The following is a 21,213-nucleotide window of genomic DNA, read 5'->3' as shown; positions in this document are numbered from 1 at the left end:
GCTCGCAGGCCGGTAACCGGCCGTACATTCGGGGCAATGAAGCCCCCGCGGGCAACATCCGAATGAAGCATTTGAACGCGGACCGCCAACCGGGCCGCGCAGGAAGGGTTTTGCCGACTACCGGCGGAAAGAGGACATCATGCTGATCTCCCAGTTCCTCGACGACAGCGATGCCATCCGCGTCGTGGCGCGCAATGGCGGCAAGGCCCGCGTCGTCACCGGCGCCCGCAGCGTCTATTCGCTGGCGACGGAAGCGGCGCGCACCGGCAGCGGGCTGGAAGCGCTGATCGAGAAGAAGGGCCTTGCCGACACGGTCGACCTCGAAGCGCTCTACCGGAAAGGCCGGCTGCTGTCGCCGATCAACCATCCCGACCCGGCGCATCTGCATCTCACCGGCACCGGCCTCACCCATCTCGGCTCCGCGGCAACGCGCGACGCCATGCACAGGAAGCTGAATGCCGAGGGCGAGGAACAGCTGACCGATTCCATGAAGATGTTCCGCATGGGCCTTGACGCCGGCAAGCCGGCGGCGGGACAGGCAGGCGTACAGCCGGAATGGTTTTACAAGGGCAACGGCACCATGGCGGCGGCGCCGGGTGCCGCCCTGCTTTCACCCGCCTTCGCCGAAGACGCCGGCGAGGAACCGGAAATCGCCGGCATCTATGTGATCGGCGACGATCGCCAACCGTTCCGCGTCGGCTTTGCGCTGTCGAACGAGTTTTCCGACCACGTCACCGAACGGGTCAACTATCTCTACCTCGCCCATTCGAAACTCAGGAACGCCTCCTTCGGCCCGGAGATCCTGATCGGCGACCTGCCCGCCGACATCCGCGGCACCTCGCGCATCCTGCGCGACGGCAAGGCGCTGTGGCAGAAGCCGTTCCTGTCGGGCGAAACCAACATGTCGCATTCGATCGCCAATCTCGAACACCACCATTTCAAATATGCGCTGTTTCGCCGGCCTGGCGACGTTCACGTGCATATGTTCGGCACGGCGACGCTGTCCTTCGCCGACGGCATTCGCACCGAAGATGGCGACGTCTTCGAAATCGAAGCGCCTGAGTTCGGCCTGCCGTTGCGCAATCCGCTCGAGATCGAACAGCCCGAGACCGTGGTGGTGAAGGCGCTCTAGGAAGGCGACAATCCCGAGAGTTATTCCCAGCGCGTCATATTTGCGCGTCGGGCCTTAATCCACCGGATGCCAGTCAGATCTGTTGTCGACCATCGGCGCCAGCCAGACCGGCCTCGACCATTGCATCAGCTCGCTCATTTCCCGTTCGAGACGATCCGAGCAGACGGCGCCCTCGGACGGCAAGATATCGATCGATGTCCACCTGCGGGCCAGAACCGCGAATGCCAGCGCAACGGCGCCCGGCAGTCTTGCAAGCAATGGGAGAGCTGTCATGTCAGGCCTCCTGACGCCGCGCATGCGGCATGCAGCTGCGAAGCCCTCACCATAGCATGAACAGACGTCGCTTGCATCGCCAGGCAGGCAATGGCCAAAACCGCGAACAGGACGCTTCGAACAGCCGGCACATCACGACGCATCTTGCGTTGATCCTCCTAAAAGTGGTTCATTGTTCTTCCGGTTTCAGTCAAAAATGAAGGTCCACTTCAGTGGATCGACCCGGACCGCCTTTCGGAGTTTCGAGTGGAACGAAGTTCACGCCGGCATGAAGGTCCCGCCCATCTGGTGCACGTTGCCCTGGAGCGCCATTCGACCATGCCGATCAGCCGGCAGCTTTACCTCCAGTTGCGCCAGGCCATCGTTTCCGGCCAGATACCGGCGGCGGCGCGACTGCCTTCGACGCGCGCCGCGACGAAGCTCTGGTCCGTATCGCGCGGCAGCGTCGTCGAAGCCTACGAAACACTGCTCAACGAGGGCTACGCCTCCGGGCGCGGCGGATCGGGCACCTATGTCGCCGAGGATGTGCCCGAGCGATCGGCCACGGCCGTACACGCGCAGACGGAACGCACCGCCGTCTCGCCTCGCCTTTCGCGCGCGGCACTTGCTTCCGTTCAATCGGCGGTGCTGGAACCTCCACCGCAAGTCCCGTTCGTCACCGGCCGCTCCGCTCCCGACGCGAAGACGCGCTCCATCCTGAAACGGCTGGCGTATCGCCATGTCGGCATCCTCTCGGACCACTATCGCGATCCACAGGGGGAACTGCTTCTCAGGGAAACGGTGTCGTCCTATCTCGCCGCGGCGCGCGGCCTGCGTTGTTCGCCCGAACGCATCTTCATCACCGCCGGCTCCCAGCAGGCGATCGATCTCGCCATTCGCACGCTGACCGACCCCGGAGACCAGGTGGCGATCGAGGACCCCGGCTATCCGCCGGCACGGCTGGCCCTGGCCGCGCACGGCACCCGGCAGGTCGCCGTGCCGGTGGACGTGGATGGCCTTCGCGTCGACAGCCTGGCCGAACATGGTGACGCCATTCGGGCAGTCTATGTGACGCCGTCGAACCAGTACCCGACCGGTGCGGTGCTCTCGATGGCCCGCCGGCTGGCGCTTGTCGACTGGGCGGCCGCAAACGGCAGCTGGATCCTGGAAGACGACTACGACAGCGAGTTCCGCTACGATGAACGGCCGCTGGCCGCGCTCCAGGGCATCGACGACCATCAGAGCGTCATCTATATCGGCACCTTCAGCAAGGCGCTGCTGCCGGGGTTGCGCCTCGGCTATCTCGTCGTTCCCGACAAGGTGGTGCCGGCCTTTCGCAGGATGCGCATCCTGCTCGATCGTTTTCCTGCGCCGTTCCAGCAGCTGGTGGTGGCCGACTTCCTGCGCGAAGGGCACTTCTCGAGCCATCTGAGACGCTTGCGCGAGACCTACCGGATGTCCCGCAACAGCCTGGCGTCGGCGCTCGGCGATCGAAAAGCGGCTCCGTTCACAGTGAATACGCCCCACCAGGGCGTCCATATGATTGCGCGGCTGCCTGAAGAAATTGACGATATCGTTTTCGCCGGTGCCGCCCGCCGCGCCGGCGTTACCGTTCTCCCCATTTCACCCATGTGTATCGGCAAAAGCCCGCGCCAGGGTCTCCTGCTCGGCTTCTCCGCATTGACGGATGCGGAGATTGACGTGGGCGTCGCGCGGCTGGGCCATGCGTTTGAGAGTATGAACGCAAAGGTGCAGCGACGTGATCGCGCTGGCCTGTAGATCTGCGCCTCGGAGCTCAGCGGAAAGCTACGTCACTCGCGTGTCCGCGTTGACGCATCGGCGAGGACACGAGCGCCTGCTGCATCACAAGGTACGTATCCCAGCTTCCTGATGGCTGTGGTCACCGCTTCGACCAGATCCGCGTTGCCGCTCGCTAGCGCACCATCCGGCAGATACAGATTGTTCTCGAAGCCTACGCGGATATGGCCGCCGAGCAATGCGGCAGCGGTCACGCAGGCGGCTTCATGCCGCCCGAAGGCGCATACGCTCCAATGGGAAAACCGTGGCGCGCCGGGCCCCAGGAACGGCAGGAGATCAGCGGGCCGCGATGTCTGGGAGACGGTGTAGCGGCCAAGCACGTAGAGCACTGGAATGTCCGGCCAAGGCACGAGGCCACGGCTGATCATTGCAGCCAGGCGCAGGGCTTCCGCCGGATCATAAAGGATGACCTGCGGCGAAACATTCTCCCTCTTCATCCAGGCAAGCGCCTCCGCGAAGGCAGGCTCGGCGGTTTCGTCGGGCGCGAGTTCGCGCAGTGCCAGCGAGACGGCTTCCGGCCGCACCGCCTTCAGGACGGCGATCTGTTCGGACGGCACATAGAGGCCGAGTGCTTCCGTCGTGATCTGGATCACCAGACGATCGCCCACCTCCGCGCGGATGGCGTCGATCACTTGCCGGTAGGCATTGGCATCCAGCAGATGACGGCCATCCGGCCGGCGCACGTGGACGTGGATCATCGCCGCGCCCGCATCCAGGCATTCGGCGGCCGTCCGGGCGAGTTCCGACGTGGTCAAAGGTATGCCCGGGTGGTCGACTTCGGTGCGCCGTCCTCCGTTCGGCGCGACTGCTATCACGACCCGTTGCGACTGAAGCTGTTCATTCATGTCCCCTGCACCTCGTTGTCGCAAACAATGATCCATCTCAATCATCATGATACATCTTGAAACAAGTGTTGCAAACATGGAGAGATGGATGTAATTCATTCAGCATGCAAACAGGTCCCCTTGCTGAAACGATCGTCCAGGCTTTCGACACCATGTCGGAGCAACTGCAGACCGCGGCGCGCTACGTGCTGAACCAGCAACATGACGTTGCCCTCCTGTCCATGCGCGAGCAGGCCCGGCAGGCGGGCGTACAGCCTGCCACCATGACACGGCTTGCCAAACATCTCGGTCTTTCCGGCTATGAGGATATCCGGCAGCTATATGCCGATGCCATGCGCAACGATGTGACGGGCTTTGCCGGCCGCGTCGGGATCCAGGCGAAAAGCCAGAAGCTCAAGGGCGATCATGCGCTGGCAGCCGACATGCTGGGCGGCATCGCCGCGCAGATCAGCCAGCTCTCGCAGCCGGGTACGCTTGATACGCTCGTCGACGCAGCTCGCAGGCTCGGCGCAGCTCGGCGCATCTATTGCCTTGGCCTGCGCTCCAGTCATTCGCCAGCCTGGCACCTGCACTACATCCTTTCGCTCGCCGGAAAACACTCGATCATGCTGGATGCCGTCGGCGGGATCGGCGCCGATGCGCTGGGCAACGCGACGGCACAGGACGTCATGGTCGCCGCCAGCGTACTGCCCTACACGCGCCAGACCATCGAAATCGCCGACTATGCCGGCGCATCGGGCGTTCCGCTCGTCGCGATCACCGACAGCCCTGTCGCCCCCCTTGCCCAGCTCGCGGCCTGCACGGTCATCGTGCCGACGGAAAGCCCTTCGTTCCTTCATACAATGTCGCCGGCCTTCGTCGTTGCCGAAGTGCTGGGCGCACTCGTTGCCGGCCAGGCCGGGGACACGGCCAGCGCAGCACTGGCTGGCGTCGACCGCCAGTCTGCCGCTCTCAACACCCATCTCAAGACGAGGACGAAGCGTCCGTGACCCGCATCCTGCATCGCACCATCCATTCCAGTATGCCGGTTGCCGTGGGAGGCAAGGGCATCGAGCTCTTCGACGCCGCAGGCAAGGCCTATATCGACGCCTCTGGTGGTGCTGCCGTCTCGTGCCTGGGCCACGGCCATCCCGCCGTGCTGGCCGCCCTGCACGAACAGCTCGACCGGCTCGCTTATGCCCACACCGGCTTCTTCACGTCCGAGACGGCGGAGGCACTGGCCGATCTGCTTATCGAAGACTCGCCGGCCGGGCTCAGCCACGTCTACCTGGTCAGCGGCGGCTCGGAGGCGGTGGAGGCCGCACTGAAGATGGCGCGGCAATATTTTGTCGAAAAGGGGGAACCGCAGCGCCGCCACATCATCGCGCGCCGGCAGAGCTATCACGGCAATACGCTGGGAGCACTTGCGGCAGGCGGTAATGAATGGCGCCGCGCGCAATTCAAGCCGCTGCTCATCGAAACCCATCATATCGACCCCTGCTATGCCTATCGCCTGCAGGAACAGGACGAGAGCGACGAGGCCTATGCCGTGCGCGCGGCACAGCAACTCGAGGACAAGATCGTCGAACTCGGGGCCGATCAGGTCATCGCCTTCGTCGCCGAGACGGTGGTGGGGGCAACGGCGGGCGCGGTGCCGCCTGTTGCCGACTACCTGAAACACATCCGCTCAATCTGCGACCGCTACGGCGTGCTGCTCATCCTCGACGAGGTGATGTGTGGCATGGGCCGCACCGGCACGCTGCACGCCTGCGAACAGGACGGCGTCACCCCTGATCTGATGACCATCGCCAAGGGGCTGGGGGGAGGCTACCAGCCGGTCGGCGCCGTGCTTCTTTCGGAAAAGGTCTTCGATGCTTTCTCGAATGGCTCCGGCTTCTTCCAGCATGGCCATACCTATATGGGCCATCCGATGGCCGCGGCTGCCGGCCTTGCCGTGCAGCAGGTGATCCGGCGCGAAAACCTGCTCGCCAACGTCACCGCAATGGGTGCGGAACTGGACCGGCAGCTCACCGAACGCCTCGGCAACCACCACCATGTCGGCGACATTCGCGGGCGCGGCCTGTTCCGCGGCGTCGAGCTGGTCGCCGACCGCGCCAGCAAGCGGCCCTTCGATCCGAAACTCAAATTGAACGGCCTGATCAAGAAGGAAGCCATGGCGCGTGGCCTGATGGTCTATCCGATGGGCGGCACCCTCGACGGGCGGCTCGGCGACCATGTGCTGCTCGCCCCACCCTTCATCGTCGACCGCGATGACATCGGCCGGATCGTCGAACGGCTGGGCGATGCGATCGACGCCGCCACAAGCACTCTCGCAAACACATAACCAAGTAAAAGGGGAACTGTCATGAAGCTGCGTTCTATTCTGTTTGCCGCCTTTGCCACGGCGATCGCCCTTGCCCCCGGCGCCCGCGCCGAAGACCTGGTGGTTGCCACCGACACGGCCTTCGTACCCTTTGAATTCAAGGAGGGCGACAAATACGTCGGCTTCGACATCGACATGTGGGCAGCCATCGCCAAGGAGATCGGTGTCACCTACACGCTTCAGCCGATGGACTTCAACGGCATCATCCCTGCCCTCCAGACCAAGCAGGTGGACGTCGCGCTCGCCGGCATCACCATCAAGAACGAACGCAAGAAGGTCATCGACTTCTCGGATGGCTATTATGACAGCGGTTTCCTGTTGATGGTGCCGGCCAACAGCGCCATCAAGGGCGCAGACGACCTCAAGGGCAAGGTGCTGGCCGTGAAGACCGGCACGTCCGCGACGGACTACGCCAAGGAACACTTCAAGGAAACGGAACTGCGCCAGTTCCCCAACATCGACAACGCCTATCTGGAGCTCCAGACCGGCCGCGTCGACGCCGCCATGCACGACACGCCGAACGTGCTTTATTACGTCAAGACCGCCGGCGGCGGTAAGGTGAAGGCCGTCGGCGAGCAGATGATGGCACACCAGTACGGCATCGGCTTCCCGAAAGGCAGCGACCTGGTGGCAAAGGTCAATGTTGCGCTCGCCAACATGAAGAAGGACGGCCGCTACACCGAAATCTACAAGAAGTGGTTCGGCGCCGAGCCAAAGCTCTAGCGCTTTCTTTAGCCGGGCGTGCCGGCAAGGCCGGCGCGCCCTCCTCACGCTCGGGGAGCCCTTCATGGAATTCGATTGGTCCGTCATTGCCGGGGCCATGCCCGCCTTGCTGAGCGGCGCCCGCCTCACCATCCTCATCACACTGGCCGGGCTTGCCGGCGGCCTTGTCGTGGGGTTCATCGCCGGGCTGATGCGCGCCTACGGCAATGTGGTCCTAAACGCCATCGCCTTTGCCTATGTCGAGCTCATCCGGGGCACGCCGATCGTCGTGCAGGTGATGTTCATCTATTTCGCCCTGCCGATGCTCGCCGATATCCGCGTCAACCCTATGACCGCCGCCGTCACCGCCATCATCGTCAACGCCGGCGCCTATATCGCGGAGATCGTGCGCGGCTCCTTCCTGTCAGTGCACAAAGGATTGAAGGAAGCCGGCCTCGCGCTCGGCCTGCCGATATGGAAGGTGCTGGTCTACATCATCGGCCCGGTCGCCTTCCGGCGCATGATACCGCCGCTCGGCAACCAGTTCATCGTCAGCCTGAAGGACACGTCGCTGTTCATCGTCATCGGTGTCGGCGAACTCACCCGCCAGGGCCAGGAAATCATGGCCGCCAACTTCCGCGCCGTCGAGATCTGGAGCGCGGTGGCAGTGCTCTACCTGCTGATGACCGGGACCATGACGCTGATCCTGCGTATCACTGAAAAGAGGATGCGGATCCTATGAGCATCGTGGAGTTTCGAAAGGTCACCAAGACATTCGGCCCCATCGTGGTGCTGCGCGAAGTCGACCTCAACATCGATGCCGGCGAGGTGGTCGTGCTGATAGGCCCGTCCGGCTCGGGCAAATCGACGCTGCTCCGCTGCATCAACGCGCTCGAAGAGATCAATGGCGGCGACCTCGTCGTCGACAACATCAGCGTGAAAGCCGGTCGTTCGCAGGTGCGCCTGATCCGCCAGGAAGCCGGCATGGTGTTCCAGCAGTTCAACCTGTTTCCGCAGATGACGGCGCTCGAAAACGTCGCCTTTGGTCCTCGCCGCGTGCGCGGCCTCGGCCGGGCGGAGGCGCAGGAACAGGCCAGGACGCTGCTTGCCAAGGTCGGTCTCGCCGACCGTGGCCACCACTATCCTTCCGAGCTTTCGGGAGGACAGCAGCAGCGGGTGGCGATCGCCAGGGCGCTGGCCGTCAAGCCGAAGCTGATGCTGTTCGACGAGCCGACCTCCGCACTCGACCCGGAACTGCGCCATGAGGTGCTGCGTGTCATGCAGGCGCTGGCCGAGGAAGGCATGACCATGATCGTGGTGACGCATGAGATGGCCTTTGCCCGCCAAGTCGGCACGCGGCTCATCTTCATGGAGGACGGCAAGATCTCGGTCGACGGCAATCCGGCTGAACTGCTCGCCAGATCGGAAAACCCACGCCTGCGAGAGTTCCTGCAGCATGTCCATTGACCCTCGGCTGGGCTTCATCGAGATCATCGGCACGCCGGTGGAAGTCGGCCTGCAGCTTGGCCGCTTCGGTCGGGAAATTGCCCATCGCCATCTTATCGTCAGTCATGCCTGGGCCTCCGTCATGGGCTTTCGCGACGATCCCCGTATCGAAGCCATGCGTCGGCTGGTCGAAGCCCGCTTCCCCGCCTACTGGATGGAGCTGCAGGGTCTGGCACTCGGCCTCGACCTGCCCTTTGACAACGTCTTCCTGTGGAATTGTCGCGGCGACGTTTGGGCCTTCGCGCCCGACGGCTGCACCACCGTGCAGATACCAGGCGCGGAGCCGATCCTTGCGCACAACGAGGACGGCGACCCCGGCTTCCACGGCCATTGCGCGCTTGCTCATGTCCGTCCCGAGGAAGGTATCGCCTTCACAAGCTTTGTGTACCCCGCGTCAATTCCGGGCCATACCTTCGCGGTGACCGGGGCCGGCCTCGTGCAGGCCGTCAACAACATTCGCTCGCGCGGCGTCGGCATCGGCCTGCCGCGGATGATCCTGGGCCGCGCCCTGTTCGACTGCCATACGCTCGATGAGGCCGTCGATCTGCTGAGCGGCGCGCCCCGCGCCGGCGCCTTTCACATGACGCTAGCCCAGCAGGGGGATTCCCGGCTGGCAAGTATCGAATTCACGCACACCAATTGCTCGGTCGAAATGCTCGCGCAGCGGCGCTGCCACGCGAACCACCTGATCCATCCGGCCATGGCAAACGAACGGCAGATCATCACCGCATCTTCGCTGTCGAGACAGGATCGCGGAAACGACATCGCCAAAGGCTCAACGGACCCCTTGTCCACCTTGTGGGATCATGGTCAACAGGCATTGCCGATCTACCGGAGACAACCCGACGACCCCGATCATGAGAATACGCTGGCAACGGCTGTCTTCCATGTCGGCGCGGAATCCGTTGACTGGTGCGTTTACGACACGAAGGACGACGCTCCACGGTTCGTCCTGAGGGGAGTTTCTCGGTCTGACGCGATCCGATAATGCTTTGCCTGCGGGCTGCTGACGTAGGCGCTGCTAAGCTGCCAGATGCTCGAACAGCCGCGCCACCGCCTCGGCACCCGGGTCGACATGGCCTTCGAGCTGCCTGGTGCTGATGTAGGCGGCGCGACCGGCCTTGGCGCGGGTGAGCGTGGCGGTGAAGTCCGCGCCCTGTCGTGCCGCCTGCGCCGCGTCGGCCATGCCCCTGCCAAGCGCTTCGAGCGCGGGCGCCAGCGCATCCACCATGGTGCGGTCGCCGATATGGGCGCCGCCGATTTCCTGCATGCGGGCCAGCCCCGCCCGCAACGCCTCGCGCATCGGCAGGCCGCTCGATGCGCCGTCACCGGCAGCGGCAAAGAAGATGGCGAGCAACACGCCGGATGAACCGCCCATGGTCTGGCTGAGCTCCAGGCCGATGGCGCGCAGCAGTTGCGTATGGTCGGACAGCGGCAGGCGGTCGATGGCGTTGATCAATGCGCGGGCCGCCCCGGCCAATGTCGAACCGGTGTCGCCGTCGCCCGATTTGGCGTCGAGGGCATTGAGATCCTGCTCGGCAGCGATCAGCACGTCGCAGCAACTGATCAGGAAGGCGCGTGTCGCCGCATGGTTGGAGGGCATCGGCATGATCGGCGTCAGGCCATCCGGCAAGGCGGCGACGGCAATTGGGCGAACCTCGGAGACGCCCGGCCAGGCGGCGATCGGCACAGGCGTCTTCAGCAGGGCCAGTTCAGCTGCATTGGCGGCAAAGACCGAGATCGAAAAACCCTGCATGTCTAGAGAGGTCATCAGCGGCGCCGGGCCGACCGTGTGGCTGATCCTGTCGCCGACCGACGAGCCGAGCAGATCATGCGCGAGCACCGACATCTCAAGCACCGAGGTGCCGCCGAGATTGTTGATCAGCGCCACGTGCTGCCCATCGCCCATCACGGCTGCGAGCCTTTCGACCATCGTGGCGACCGAGGCCCTGGCGCCGGCGAAATCGATCTGCTCGACGCCTGCCTCGCCATGGATGCCGAGGCCGAGTTCGGCCTTGCCTTCGGGAATGCGGTCTTCCTTCGGCGACCCCGGCACCCGGCAGGTGTCGAGCGACATGCCGATGGAGCGGGTGCCGGCGATGACGTGTCTGGCGGCAGTGGTCACGGCGTCGAGATCGGCGCCGCGTTCGGCGAGCGCGCCGGCGATCTTGTGCACGAACAGCGTGCCGGCGACACCACGCGCCTGCGGCAGGTCGGGCAGCGCGATGTCGTCGCCGACGATCACCATGGAAACGTTGAGGCCAAACGCCCGCGCGCGCTCGGCGGCAAGGCCGAAATTCAGCCGGTCGCCGGTATAGTTCTTGACGATGAGCAGGCAGCCGGCCGGGCCGGTGACGGCGAGGATGCCGGCCAGCACCGCATCGACGCTGGGCGAAGCAAAGACGTCGCCGCAGACCGCGGCCGTCAGCATGCCCTTGCCGACGAAGCCGACATGCGCCGGCTCATGGCCGGAGCCGCCGCCTGAGACGATCGCCACCCTGGACTTGTCCCAGTCGCTGCGCAGAACGACGCGGATGTGCGGATAGCCGTCGAGACGGGTCAATGCGCCGCCGGAGAGCGCGAGCACGCCGTCGATCGCCTCGGTGACAACGTCTTCGCGCTTGTTGATGAACTGCGACATAAAATTTTCTCCTTAAGCCAGGCGCATGCCGGCGGCGTCGAAATAGAGCGGCCGTGAGGGTTGGATGCGGATGGTCTCGCCGCCCCTGAGCGGCGTGTGCGCGTCGGTCACGGTGACGAGGTCGTGTCTCTTCAAGATGAGGTGAAGGCGCGTCTGGTCGCCGAGATGTTCGACCCGCTTGACCAGCGCCTCCTCCCCTTCGCCCTGCGCGATGTGTTCGGGCCGCAGGCCGATGCTCTTCGCGCCCGCCGGCGCGCCGGCAAAAAGGTCGGCCGGCAGCACGTTGATGCGCGGCTGGCCGAGCCGGGTCGCTGCATAGACGCTGACGGGCTGCTCATAGACCTCGCGCGGCGAGCCGAACTGCACCAGCCTGCCTTCGTTGAGCACGCCGACATGGGTCGCCATGGTCATCGCCTCGATCTGGTCGTGGGTGACGTAGAGCAGGGTCGCGCCGAGTTTCGCCTGGATGCGTTTCAGTTCGATGCGCAGGTCGGCCCGCAGCTTGGCGTCGAGCGAACTCAGCGGCTCGTCCATAAGGAATATCTCGGGGTCGCGCACGAGCGCGCGGCCAATGGAGACACGCTGCATCTCGCCACCGGACAACGCGGTTGCCTTATTGTCCAGCTTGTGCGCGATCTGCAGAACCTCGGCGACCTCCTTCACCTTGCTGTCGATGATATCGCGCGGCGTCCGCAGCAGCGGCGATTTCAGCGGGAATTCCAGGTTCTGGCGAACCGTCAGATGCGGGTAGAGCGAATATTGCTGGAACACCATGGCGACGTTGCGCTCGGCCGGCGACAGCCCTTTCATCGGCTGGCCACCCAGATACACCTCGCCGCTATCGGGTTTGTCGAGGCCCGAAACCATGCGCAGCGTCGTCGTCTTGCCGGCGCCCGTCGGTCCGAGCAGCACGACGAAGGCGCCGTCGGGGACCGTCAGCGAGACGTTGTCGAGCGCGACCGTTTCGCCGAAGCGCTTCGTCACATTCTCAAGCACGACATCAGCCATGGCCCAGCACCCCCTCATTGCCTTGCGACAACAGCGCCTTGCCGCTTTCGGCGTCGAACAGCGAGAGCGTACGCTGGTCGAAATCCAGCCCGACCAGCTCATCCTCGCGCACCGGCTGGGCAGAGGAGATGCGCGCCTTCAATTCGCCGTGCCCGGTGGCGAGCGTCACGATCTGGGTCGTGCCGAGATATTCGACGGCACTGACACGGCCGCGATAAGGAGCATCGTCGCGGAAGCCGACATGCTCGGGCCGTACGCCGAGGGTGAGGCGGCCGGCACGGCCTTCGCGCGCTGACGGCACCTTGATCCTGACGCCGCCGAGATCGACGCTGTCGCCGTTGATGCCGATCATGCCCTCGAAATCGAGGAAGTTCATCGATGGCGAGCCGATGAACTGGGCAACGAATTTCGTCGCCGGCCAGTCGTAGATCTGCTGCGGCCGGCCGAACTGCTCGACGACGCCATGGTTCATGACGACGATCTTGTCGCCCATCTGCATGGCCTCCAGCTGGTCATGCGTGACATAGACGGTGGTGGCGCCCATGCGGTCGTGCAGCGCACGCAGTTCCTCGGCCATGTGCTCGCGGAATTCGGCATCGAGCGCGCCGAGCGGCTCGTCCATGAAGAAAGCCTTCGGGCGCCGCACGATGGCGCGGCCGAGCGCCACGCGCTGGCGGTCGCCGCCGGAAAGCCCGCCGACCGGCTTGTCGAGGATGTGCTCGATCCTGAGGATGCGAGCAACCTCGGCGACGCGCGTCTTGACCTCCTCACGTTTCATGCCCTGGCTGACCAGCGGATAGGAGATGTTCCTGCGCACGTTCATGTGAGGGTAGAGTGCGAACATCTGGAACACGAAGGCGATGTCACGCTGGCTCGCCCGCTTCATGCCGACTTCCTCGCCGTCGATGAAGATCTCGCCGGAAGTCGGCAGCTCGAGGCCCGCCATCATGCGCAGCGTCGTCGTCTTGCCGCACCCGGAGGGGCCGAGCAGCATGAAGAACTCGCCGTCCTCAATGGTGAAGCTCGACGACTGAACGGCCGTGAAAGGGCCGAACTCCTTGCGCACGTTCTGGATTCTGATCTGCGCCATCGGCCTACTCCGGAAAATGGCTGACGATGATGAACATCACCGTGCCGACGAGGGTGACGATGAAGGACCAGGAGTAAAGCGCCAGTACGAAGGGCTGCATGAGCATCACGACACCGGCCGCGATCAGCACCGATGCCAGCATCTCCCAGGCCCCTCGCCTGAGATGAAACAATCCGTCGAAAAAACTGCTCATTTGCGGACGGCTCCGAAAGTGATGCCGCGCAGCAGGTGCTTGCGCAGGAGAATGGTGAAGACCATGACCGGCACCAGGAACAGCGTCGCGCCCGCCGCGACCGCTGGCCAGTCCTGGCCGCTGACACCGATGATGGTCGGGATGAAGGGCGGCGCGGTCTGCGCGTTGCCGGAAGTCAGCAGCACGGCGAAGGCGTACTCGTTCCAGGCAAAGATCAGGCAGAAGATCGCCGTCGACGCGATGCCTGTGGTGGCCTGTGGCAGCACGACCTTGTAGAAAGCCTGGAAGCGCGTGTAGCCATCGATCAGCGCCGCCTCCTCATATTCGATCGGGATCTCGTCGATGAAGCCCTTGAGCAGCCAGACCGACAGCGACAGGTTGACCGCCGTGTAGAGCAGGATCATGCCGGCATGGGTGTCGCTGAGCCCGAGCGCGCGGAACATCAGGAAGATCGGGATGGCGACCGCGATCGGCGGCATCATGCGCGTCGACAGGATGAAGAAAAGCAGATCGTCCTTCAGCGGCACCTTGAAGCGCGAGAAAGCATAGGCCGCCGCGGTGCCCAGCACGATGCACAGCACGGTCGAACCGAAGCCGATGATCACCGAATTGGTGAAGCGTTCGGCAAAACGCGACGGGCCGGAGATGACGAGGCCGTCCTTGCGCACCAGCCTGTCGTACCAGGTCTGCGGCTCGCCGACGGCCTTGAGCTGTTCCTCGGTCAGGCGCGTGCGCGTGGTGAAGACGTTGACGTAGCCTTCCACCGTCGGCGTGAAGAAGGTCTTGGGCGGATAGGCGATGGCGTCGGATGGCGTCTTGAAGCTGGTCGCGATGATCCAGACCAGCGGCAGGATGGTGATCAGCGCATGGAGGACTACCAGGACGCCGGCGGACCATTTCTGCCGCAGCGACGGCTCGGTGACGGAATAGCTGCTCATCGCTGTTTCACCTTGTTCAGGGCTTTGACGTAGATCGAGGCCAGGCCGAAGACGGTCACGAAGAGGATGACGGCGTAGGCGGAGGCATAGCCGGTGCGCCACTTCTCGAAGGCTTCGCGCTTCAGGTTGATCGAGGTGAGTTCGGTGACCGAACCCGGCCCGCCGCCGGTAAGCTGCACCACGAGGTCGAACATCTTGAAGTTCTCGATGCCGCGGAACAGCACGGCCAGCATCAGGAAGGGCAGCACCAGCGGAATGGTGATGGTCCAGAACTGCCGCCACTTCGAGGCGCGGTCGCATTCGGCAGCCTCGTAGATGCTGGCTGGAATGGAGCGCAGCCCGGCGAGGCAGATCAGCATCACGAAGGGCGTCCACATCCAGGTGTCGACGATGATGATCGCCCACGGCGCCAGCGACACGTCGCCGATCATCGAGAAGGAGGATGGATCGGCGCCGGTCAGGAAACCGACCGCATAGTTGAAGAGGCCGATCTGCGGCTGGTAGAGGAAGGTCCAGAAATTGCCGACAACCGCCGGGCTCAGCATCATCGGCAGCACGATGATCGTCGTCCAGAGATCGTTGCCGCGGAACTTCTTGTTGATGAGATAGGCAAGCGTGAAGCCGATCAGCACCTGGAGGACGATCGTCCATATCAGGAAATGGGCCGTCGCCTGCATGGTCAGCCAGATGTCGCGATCGGACAGGATGTTCAGGTAGTTCTTGAGGCCGATGAACTCGACCTCGGCATTGGGCCGGTTGACGCGGAAATTGGTGAAGCTCAGCCGGATCGTCCAGATCAGCGGAAAGATGTTGACGGCCAGCAGAAGCACGATCGACGGCGCGACGAAGAGCCAGGCAAGAGCCCGGTCGGACAGCCCGTGCACGCGTCTGGTTATGGCGCGCGGGGTCGCCTCGGCGACACGGTCCACCGATGATTGCAACATGGGGTCGTTCCCTGCTTTTGCGACTGTTTGACGACGCAGCCGGCACACCGGCTGCGTCTGCATCATGGCCCGCTACGAGGCAGCGGGCCAGAGGCCGGCAATCAGTACTTGCCTTCGTCGTCGAAGACCTGCGTCCAGTCCTTGACGAGGCCGTTCAGCGCGTCCTGAGCGGAACCCTGGCCGGCGACGACATAGTCGTGGAAGCGCTTCTGTGCCGCCTGCAGCAATGAGGCGTAGGACGGCTCGGCCCAGAAGTCCTTCACGATGGCCATGGAATCCAGGAAGGTCTGCGCATAAGGCTGGCTGGTCGCGAAGCCCGGATCCTCGACCACCTTGCGCAGCGCCGAATAGCCGCCCATCTGCCACCATTTCTGTTGGATTTCCGGCTGGGCGAACCACTTGATGTAAGCGAGCGCATCGTCCTTCTTTTCCGAAGCCGAGACCACGGAAATGCCCTGGCCGCCGAGTTGGGCGAAGGCGACACCGTCAGGACCGGCCGGGTTCGGGAAGTAGCCCGACTTGTCGCCGCCGACATTGGCGTCGGCATTGATGCCGGGCCCGGTGAAGGCGAAGTTCATGTGCAGGGCAACCTGGCCCGATTTGTAGGCGTCGATGTCCTCGGACATGTAGGCATCGGAATGGCCGGGCGGCGTGCAGCAGTCATAGAGCTGCTTGTAGAATTCTAGCCCCTTCACCGCCTTGGCAGAGTTCACATAGCCTTCGAGATCATAGGGCTTGGCGGGGTTCTCGTACTGGAAGCCATAGCTGTAGAGCACGTCCATGACGCCCATGGTGATGCCTTCGGAGCCGCGTTCCGTGTAGATCGCAGCGCCATAGACCGTCTTGCCGTCGATCTGGCGCTTCTGGAAGAATTCGGCGATGTCCTTGAGTTCGGCGAAAGTTTTCGGCACAGCGAGGTCGCGGCTGTATTTCTGCTTGAACTCGGCCTGCAGTTCGGGACGGGCGAACCAGTCCTTGCGGTAGCTCCAGCCGACGACGTCGCCGAAGGCCGGCAGCGCCCAGTAATTCGGAGAGTTCTTCGGCCATTCGGCATAACCGACGACGGTCGCCGGAATGAAGTCGTCCATCTTGATTCCTTCCTTGTCGAAGAAATCGTTAAGCTTGACGTATTGGCCGTTCTCGGCGGCACCGCCGATCCATTGGCTGTCGCCGATCATCAGATCGCACAGCTTGCCGCCGGAATTCAGCTCGTTGAGCATGCGGTCGGCGAAGTTCGGCCAGGGCACGAACTCGAACTTCATCTTGATACCGCTCTTGGCCTCGAAGTCCTTGCTGAGTTCGACAAGCGCGTTCGCCGGATCCCAGGCGGCCCAGCACAGTGTCAGGTCCTTTGCGCTAGCGTGGCTCGTGCCGGCGGCGCCGGCAGCAGCGAAGGCCCACAAGGCAGCGAGTGATGTGACATAGCGAGATTTCATTGGCTGGGGCCTCCCGTCCCCTGCTTCCGACCTCCATCGGAAGATTGAAAACGCCCGTTTGCGGGCAAATGACGCGGAACGATCTTCCCGGCGAACCAGGGCTCCTCCACGTCGCCCGTGGCTCGCGCCGATCCTCCCGGCAGCCATGGCGAGAGTCATAATTGAGGTGCGCACCTCAAAGCAAGCAAAATTTGAGGTGCGCACCTCAATTCTTGCTTTTCATCTGCTTTTGTTGGAGGAAACCAGTTCTAGAGTCGTGATCGCGAAGTTCGCTTCGTGCCAGCCGGAATGAGATCGAGAGCGTGCGGCCAACCGCGAAAGACCTGGCAGAAGCCGCGGGCGTGAGCCTCGCTACCATCGACCGCGTGCTCAACGAACGGCCGAATGTCAGCCCGAAGGCGGCAAGAAGGGTGGCCGAGGCGATCGAGCGCATCGGCTTCGTGCGCAATCCCGCGGCGGTGGCGCTGGCGCGCAACAAGACCTATCGTTTCCGCTTCGTGCTGCCGACGTCGGGCGACCAGTATCTGTCGGAGCTCATCGCCCGGGTCGGCGAGGCCCGGGAGGCATCGCGCACCGATGCCACCGAGGTGGAGGTCGCCCGGATCGCGATGAACGACCCGCACCATGTCGCGAAATACCTCACCGGCATCGACCATGACGACCTGGACGGCGTCGCCGTCATGGCGCCGGAATCGCCACAGGTGCGCGACGCCTTGCTGCGGCTGGTGGAGCGCGGCGTCAAGGTGGTGCAGTTCCTGTCGGGCCAGGAGCGGCTGGAAAGCGCCGACTATGTCGGCGTCGACAATTTTGCTGCCGGCGCCACCGCCGGCAAGATCGTCGGCCGCTTCATCGGCGAGCGACGCGGCAGGATCGTGGTCGTCTCTGAAACCATGATGGCGCTGGACAGCATCCAGCGCCGCCTCGGCTTCGACAGCATCATCAATGCCCGCTTCCCGCAACTGCAATGCCTGCCGTCGCTGGAAACCTATGCCGACGAAAGACGCGCCGAGCTCATCATCCAGCGCACCCTGCAGCACAATCCCGACACGGTCGCCGTCTACGTGCTGAGCTCCGAGGCGCGCATCCCGCTGACAGCCGTCTGGAACACGCAGGTGTCCCGCCCGCTGACCATCGTCGCACATGAGCGCACGCCCTTCAGCGAACAAGCCCTGCTCGACGAGCGCATCGACGCCGTGATCGCGCAGGACCCCGGCCATGCAGTGCGCAGTGCGCTGCGCATCATGCGTGCCCGTTCCGACCACCGCGAGCTTCTCGCCTCGCAGGAACGTATCCGCATCGAGGTCCTGCTCAAGGAGAACCTGCAGTTCGAATAGGTTCGCGCCTCCCGTCGCGCAGACAGCGATCGGCTATTCATCGCTTTTGATCGCGATCTCCCACTGAAGAAACCCGGCTATTTTCGCGGAGATCTGCTCATAGAAATCTCGCCGATCAAAATCGGAGCAGACCATCTCGACCCGATTGAATTGAGCAATGTACGCGCCGTCGCTGGCCCAGTCGCCAGCCGCCGTCGCGTTCACGATTGTTATGCAGACCCATGGCCGGCCATCCGCGCCGCCAAAACTGACGGCGCCCGTCTGCCTGAGCTCGGGCTGCCCCTGGAGAAATCCTAGCAGCCTGCCTGTTTCGGAAAGTGTTTTCCGCGCGTGTGGAGGCAGGATCGAGATGTACCAATAGCTGAAAATGCGCTTGTCCCTCCCGGAAGGTTTCTGGGTATTCCACCAGACGTCAGTTCGCGAGCGACGATTCGCGCGCGCTGCGCCGGATGGCCATGGGCGGCTGTCCGAAGGCGCGGATGAAGGCGCGCCGCATGCGTTCGCGATCGGCGAAACCGGTTTCGGCAGCAACGACGTCGATCGGATGCCGGCTCTGCTCCATCATCAGGCGCGCCGTCTCGAGCCGCAGGTTCTCCACCGCCTTGGCCGGCGTCTGCCCCGTCTCGGCGCGGAAGGCGCGGCTGAACTGGCGTGGGCTGAGATGCGCAGCCTCGGCGAGCTCCTCCACCGAGAGCGCCGAGCGCAGGTTCACCCTGGCGTAGGCCAGCGCCTTCTGGATACGATCCGACTTGGCATCGAGAGCCAGCAATTCGGAATGCTGCGACTGGCCGCCGGCGCGACGGTGATAAAGCACCAACCGCTGCGCCACCGCCCGCGCCAGATCCGCGCCGAGATCCTTCTCGATCATGCCGAGCGCCATGTCGATGCCGGCACTCATTCCGGCCGACGTCCAGACGGATCCGTCGACGATGAAGATGCGATCCTCTTCCATCCGCATCTTCGGATAACGCATTTGCAACTTCTGCGCGACGAGCCAATGCGTGGTCGCCCGCCTGCCGTCGAGAAGTCCGGCTTCCGCGAGAATGGCGGTGCCCATGCAGATCGAGGCGATGCGACGCGTCGATTTGAACGCCTCGCGGGCAAACGCCACGATGGCGGGGGCCGGCTGGTCGATCACGATCCCCGTTCCGAAGATCAGCGTGTCATGCCCGGATAGGCACAGCTTGCGCGTTTCGACCGGAATGCCAATTGAATTGCTCAGCAGGCCGCCTGTCTCCGACAGGATCTCCATCTCGTAGACCTTTTCGCCGGCGACCAGATTGGCGAACTCGAACGCCGAAGCGGCGGCCAGGCTCATCATCTGGAAGCCGGGTGTCAGCACGAAACCGATCCGCAGCATCAGCACATTCCCCTTTTAGCCTTGGCGCAATAGGTGGAATATAAGAAAATCAGGTCATCTTCTACAACGGTCGCGAAGCCGCCTCGTTTCAGAGCGGCAGGTCCGTGCCGGCCCTTTCCGCCACCATGTAAGCGGCATACCAGTCCGGCCAGTTGACATCGTGCTGGCCGCCGTTCCGCTTCTCGTGCTCGCCATGTGCTTCCGCCGCCCGACGAAGCGCTGCCGCCAGGTCGCCCACCGAACCATATGTGGTGACGTCCGCTTCGACGCGTCCCGGCAACCGCGCGGTGATCTCCTGGAGGATCCAGCCATTGCCGTCTGGATCGCTGAACGTGGCGAAGGAATTGTAGCTGCGTCCCTCCGGATCGCGTCCGGGAAGCGCCGGCCCACCGACTGCGGCGCGATGGAACGCTTCGCTCACCTCGGCGCCATGCGCCTTGAGGCTTGCGCGCGCCGCCTCGATGTCGGCCACGATCAGATAGAGCCCCTGCGCGGAGCCTGGCACTGCCGGTGTAAGCCCCTTGCCGAAATGGATGGAGGTGTTCGAACCGGGCGGCGTGAACTGCACGACGCGGAATGCATCGCCGTTGACGAAGTCGGCATCGAGCCGCCAGCCGAGACCGGCATAGAACGCCTTGGCGCGATCGACATCGGCGACAGGCAGCACGACCACCTCCAGCTTCAAGACGGAAGACGAGTTTTCGGAACTTTCCTGCAGAGTTTGGGACATTGTCGTTTCTTTCAAAGTGGGTTGTCGGCATTGCGGGCAGTATGCCAGGGATCGATGTCAGGCAGCGTAGCGTTTGGCAGGCGTACCCAATGAGAGATTGGGTCGGAGCGCATTGCGTGCCGCCTCGAAGGTCTGCCAATCGGCGATGTCGGGCAGCGAAGGGATGGTGACCAGTTCGCCCTGCCGCAGTCCCGCCAGCGCGGCATCGACCATGGCATCCGCCGACATGACGATTTCGGCGGGCAGATGCTCGACGGGCCTGCCGGAAAGTTCCCAGAAGTCGGTTGCTGTCGCGCCCGGAAGCACGGCCTGAACGCGGACGCCGTTGTCGGCAAGCTCATGGTGGAGCGACTGCGAGAAGGCCAGGACAAAGGCTTTGCTGCCGCCATAGACGCCATTCAGCGTTTCCGGCGATATGGCGACGATCGAGGCGATGTTGATGATGGTGCCTTTGCCGCGTGCGACAAACCCCGGCGCTGCTGCGTAGGCCAGCCGCATCGGCGCGGTGACGTTGACGTCGATCATCGACTGCATGGCGTCGATGTCGCTGGCAAGCAGTGGCGCGACGGCGCCAATGCCCGCATTGTTGACCAGCATGGTGATGCTGGCATCGGTGCGCAGCACCTTTTCGACCTGCTTCAGATCGGCGCTCTTGCCGAGATCGGCCGGAAAGACCTCGACCGAACGGCCTGTCTTGTCGCTGATCGCGCTTGCAAGGTTGCGCAGCTTCCCGGCGTTGCGCGCCACCAGGATCAGATCGTAGCCCTGTTTCGCCAGACGATCGGCATAGATCGCGCCAATGCCTGACGATGCGCCGGTGACGAGAGCCGTACCTTTGTGTTCGCTTGTCATCTCAATCTCCTTTGGCGCTCCCGTCGATCGGGGCGCCAGCTATAGATAGGACGGCCGGCTTTCGTCATGA

General features: G+C 63.8%; 22 protein-coding genes. 9 read left to right on the top strand and 13 right to left on the bottom strand.

All coding sequences use genetic code 11. The features are described 5' to 3' along the window. Positions 1–139: 139 nt before the first annotated feature. On the top strand, positions 140–1,132 hold the full coding sequence (gene araD1, locus ACFWYE_RS10895; protein WP_379111321.1) for an AraD1 family protein: 993 nt from the start codon (positions 140–142) through the stop codon (positions 1,130–1,132). A 54-nt stretch (positions 1,133–1,186) separates the two neighbouring features. Here the strand turns inward: araD1 and ACFWYE_RS10890 are convergent, their stop codons facing one another. Further along, positions 1,187–1,405 (bottom strand): hypothetical protein, encoded by a 219-nt coding sequence (locus ACFWYE_RS10890; RefSeq protein WP_379111319.1) that lies wholly within the window; start codon positions 1,403–1,405, stop codon positions 1,187–1,189. Positions 1,406–1,651: 246 nt separating this feature from the next. Here ACFWYE_RS10890 and ACFWYE_RS10885 point away from each other — a divergent pair, with 246 nt between their 5' ends. Continuing rightward, complete coding sequence (locus ACFWYE_RS10885; RefSeq protein ID WP_379111317.1) at positions 1,652–3,163, top strand: PLP-dependent aminotransferase family protein; 1,512 nt, start codon at positions 1,652–1,654, stop codon at positions 3,161–3,163. A gap of 32 nt (positions 3,164–3,195) precedes the next feature. On the opposite strand, the gene ACFWYE_RS10880 is transcribed toward ACFWYE_RS10885, so the two are convergent. Beyond that, positions 3,196–4,047 carry a 3-keto-5-aminohexanoate cleavage protein gene (locus ACFWYE_RS10880; protein WP_379111315.1) on the bottom strand — a complete coding sequence of 284 codons (852 nt, stop codon included), beginning with the start codon at positions 4,045–4,047 and terminating at the stop codon, positions 3,196–3,198. A gap of 104 nt (positions 4,048–4,151) precedes the next feature. Between ACFWYE_RS10880 and ACFWYE_RS10875 the strand changes: the two genes are divergently transcribed. From ACFWYE_RS10875 to ACFWYE_RS10850, 6 genes are all read left to right on the top strand, one after another. Beyond that, positions 4,152–5,036 carry a MurR/RpiR family transcriptional regulator gene (locus ACFWYE_RS10875; protein WP_379068960.1) on the top strand — a complete coding sequence of 295 codons (885 nt, stop codon included), beginning with the start codon at positions 4,152–4,154 and terminating at the stop codon, positions 5,034–5,036. Then, positions 5,033–6,370, top strand: a complete 1,338-nt coding sequence (locus ACFWYE_RS10870) for an aspartate aminotransferase family protein (protein WP_379111313.1) — start codon at positions 5,033–5,035, stop codon at positions 6,368–6,370. The genes ACFWYE_RS10875 and ACFWYE_RS10870 overlap by 4 nt, the downstream gene beginning before the upstream one ends. A gap of 21 nt (positions 6,371–6,391) precedes the next feature. After that, on the top strand, positions 6,392–7,132 hold the full coding sequence (glnH, locus tag ACFWYE_RS10865; protein ID WP_379111311.1) for a glutamine ABC transporter substrate-binding protein GlnH: 741 nt from the start codon (positions 6,392–6,394) through the stop codon (positions 7,130–7,132). A 64-nt stretch (positions 7,133–7,196) separates the two neighbouring features. Beyond that, complete coding sequence (glnP, locus tag ACFWYE_RS10860; RefSeq protein WP_379068951.1) at positions 7,197–7,853, top strand: glutamine ABC transporter permease GlnP; 657 nt, start codon at positions 7,197–7,199, stop codon at positions 7,851–7,853. Then, positions 7,850–8,578 (top strand): glutamine ABC transporter ATP-binding protein GlnQ, encoded by a 729-nt coding sequence (glnQ, locus tag ACFWYE_RS10855; RefSeq protein WP_379068947.1) that lies wholly within the window; start codon positions 7,850–7,852, stop codon positions 8,576–8,578. Before glnP ends, glnQ begins: the two co-directional genes overlap by 4 nt. Further along, positions 8,568–9,605: a C45 family autoproteolytic acyltransferase/hydolase gene (locus ACFWYE_RS10850; protein WP_379068944.1), complete on the top strand. Its 1,038-nt coding sequence runs from the start codon at positions 8,568–8,570 to the stop codon at positions 9,603–9,605. Before glnQ ends, ACFWYE_RS10850 begins: the two co-directional genes overlap by 11 nt. A gap of 33 nt (positions 9,606–9,638) precedes the next feature. On the opposite strand, the gene ACFWYE_RS10845 is transcribed toward ACFWYE_RS10850, so the two are convergent. The 7 genes from ACFWYE_RS10845 to ACFWYE_RS10815 form a co-directional block, all read right to left on the bottom strand. Beyond that, positions 9,639–11,258, bottom strand: coding sequence for a dihydroxyacetone kinase subunit DhaK (locus tag ACFWYE_RS10845; protein ID WP_379111309.1), 1,620 nt, complete (start codon positions 11,256–11,258; stop codon positions 9,639–9,641). A gap of 12 nt (positions 11,259–11,270) precedes the next feature. Beyond that, a complete protein-coding gene (locus ACFWYE_RS10840; RefSeq protein WP_379111307.1) occupies positions 11,271–12,266 on the bottom strand; it encodes an ABC transporter ATP-binding protein in 996 nt (331 codons plus the stop codon). Next, complete coding sequence (locus tag ACFWYE_RS10835; RefSeq protein ID WP_379111305.1) at positions 12,259–13,356, bottom strand: ABC transporter ATP-binding protein; 1,098 nt, start codon at positions 13,354–13,356, stop codon at positions 12,259–12,261. The genes ACFWYE_RS10840 and ACFWYE_RS10835 overlap by 8 nt, the downstream gene beginning before the upstream one ends. 4 nt (positions 13,357–13,360) lie before the next feature. Next, on the bottom strand, positions 13,361–13,549 hold the full coding sequence (locus tag ACFWYE_RS10830; RefSeq protein ID WP_129414363.1) for a hypothetical protein: 189 nt from the start codon (positions 13,547–13,549) through the stop codon (positions 13,361–13,363). Continuing rightward, a complete protein-coding gene (locus ACFWYE_RS10825) occupies positions 13,546–14,487 on the bottom strand; it encodes a carbohydrate ABC transporter permease (protein WP_379111303.1) in 942 nt (313 codons plus the stop codon). Before ACFWYE_RS10825 ends, ACFWYE_RS10830 begins: the two co-directional genes overlap by 4 nt. Next, the gene (locus tag ACFWYE_RS10820; protein WP_379068929.1) at positions 14,484–15,431 is read right to left on the bottom strand and encodes a carbohydrate ABC transporter permease; all 948 of its coding nucleotides are present in this window, start codon (positions 15,429–15,431) and stop codon (positions 14,484–14,486) included. The genes ACFWYE_RS10825 and ACFWYE_RS10820 overlap by 4 nt, the downstream gene beginning before the upstream one ends. Positions 15,432–15,532: 101 nt before the next feature. Next, complete coding sequence (locus ACFWYE_RS10815) at positions 15,533–16,867, bottom strand: ABC transporter substrate-binding protein (protein WP_379111301.1); 1,335 nt, start codon at positions 16,865–16,867, stop codon at positions 15,533–15,535. A gap of 302 nt (positions 16,868–17,169) precedes the next feature. Between ACFWYE_RS10815 and ACFWYE_RS10810 the strand changes: the two genes are divergently transcribed. Next, a complete protein-coding gene (locus tag ACFWYE_RS10810; protein WP_379111299.1) occupies positions 17,170–18,201 on the top strand; it encodes a LacI family DNA-binding transcriptional regulator in 1,032 nt (343 codons plus the stop codon). Between the two features lie 33 nt (positions 18,202–18,234). On the opposite strand, the gene ACFWYE_RS10805 is transcribed toward ACFWYE_RS10810, so the two are convergent. The 4 genes from ACFWYE_RS10805 to ACFWYE_RS10790 form a co-directional block, all read right to left on the bottom strand. Beyond that, on the bottom strand, positions 18,235–18,405 hold the full coding sequence (locus ACFWYE_RS10805; RefSeq protein WP_379111297.1) for a hypothetical protein: 171 nt from the start codon (positions 18,403–18,405) through the stop codon (positions 18,235–18,237). Positions 18,406–18,613: 208 nt separating this feature from the next. Further along, a complete protein-coding gene (locus ACFWYE_RS10800; protein ID WP_379111295.1) occupies positions 18,614–19,561 on the bottom strand; it encodes a GlxA family transcriptional regulator in 948 nt (315 codons plus the stop codon). A gap of 88 nt (positions 19,562–19,649) precedes the next feature. Further along, positions 19,650–20,291 (bottom strand): VOC family protein, encoded by a 642-nt coding sequence (locus ACFWYE_RS10795; protein ID WP_379111293.1) that lies wholly within the window; start codon positions 20,289–20,291, stop codon positions 19,650–19,652. 57 nt (positions 20,292–20,348) lie between these two features. Next, positions 20,349–21,143 (bottom strand): SDR family NAD(P)-dependent oxidoreductase, encoded by a 795-nt coding sequence (locus ACFWYE_RS10790; RefSeq protein WP_379111291.1) that lies wholly within the window; start codon positions 21,141–21,143, stop codon positions 20,349–20,351. Between the last annotated feature and the right edge of the window lie 70 nt (positions 21,144–21,213).

The organism is Mesorhizobium sp. NPDC059025 (assembly GCF_042739655.1).
GTDB lineage: Bacteria > Pseudomonadota > Alphaproteobacteria > Rhizobiales > Rhizobiaceae > Mesorhizobium.
This window is presented reverse-complemented; position numbering and strand designations above follow the sequence as displayed.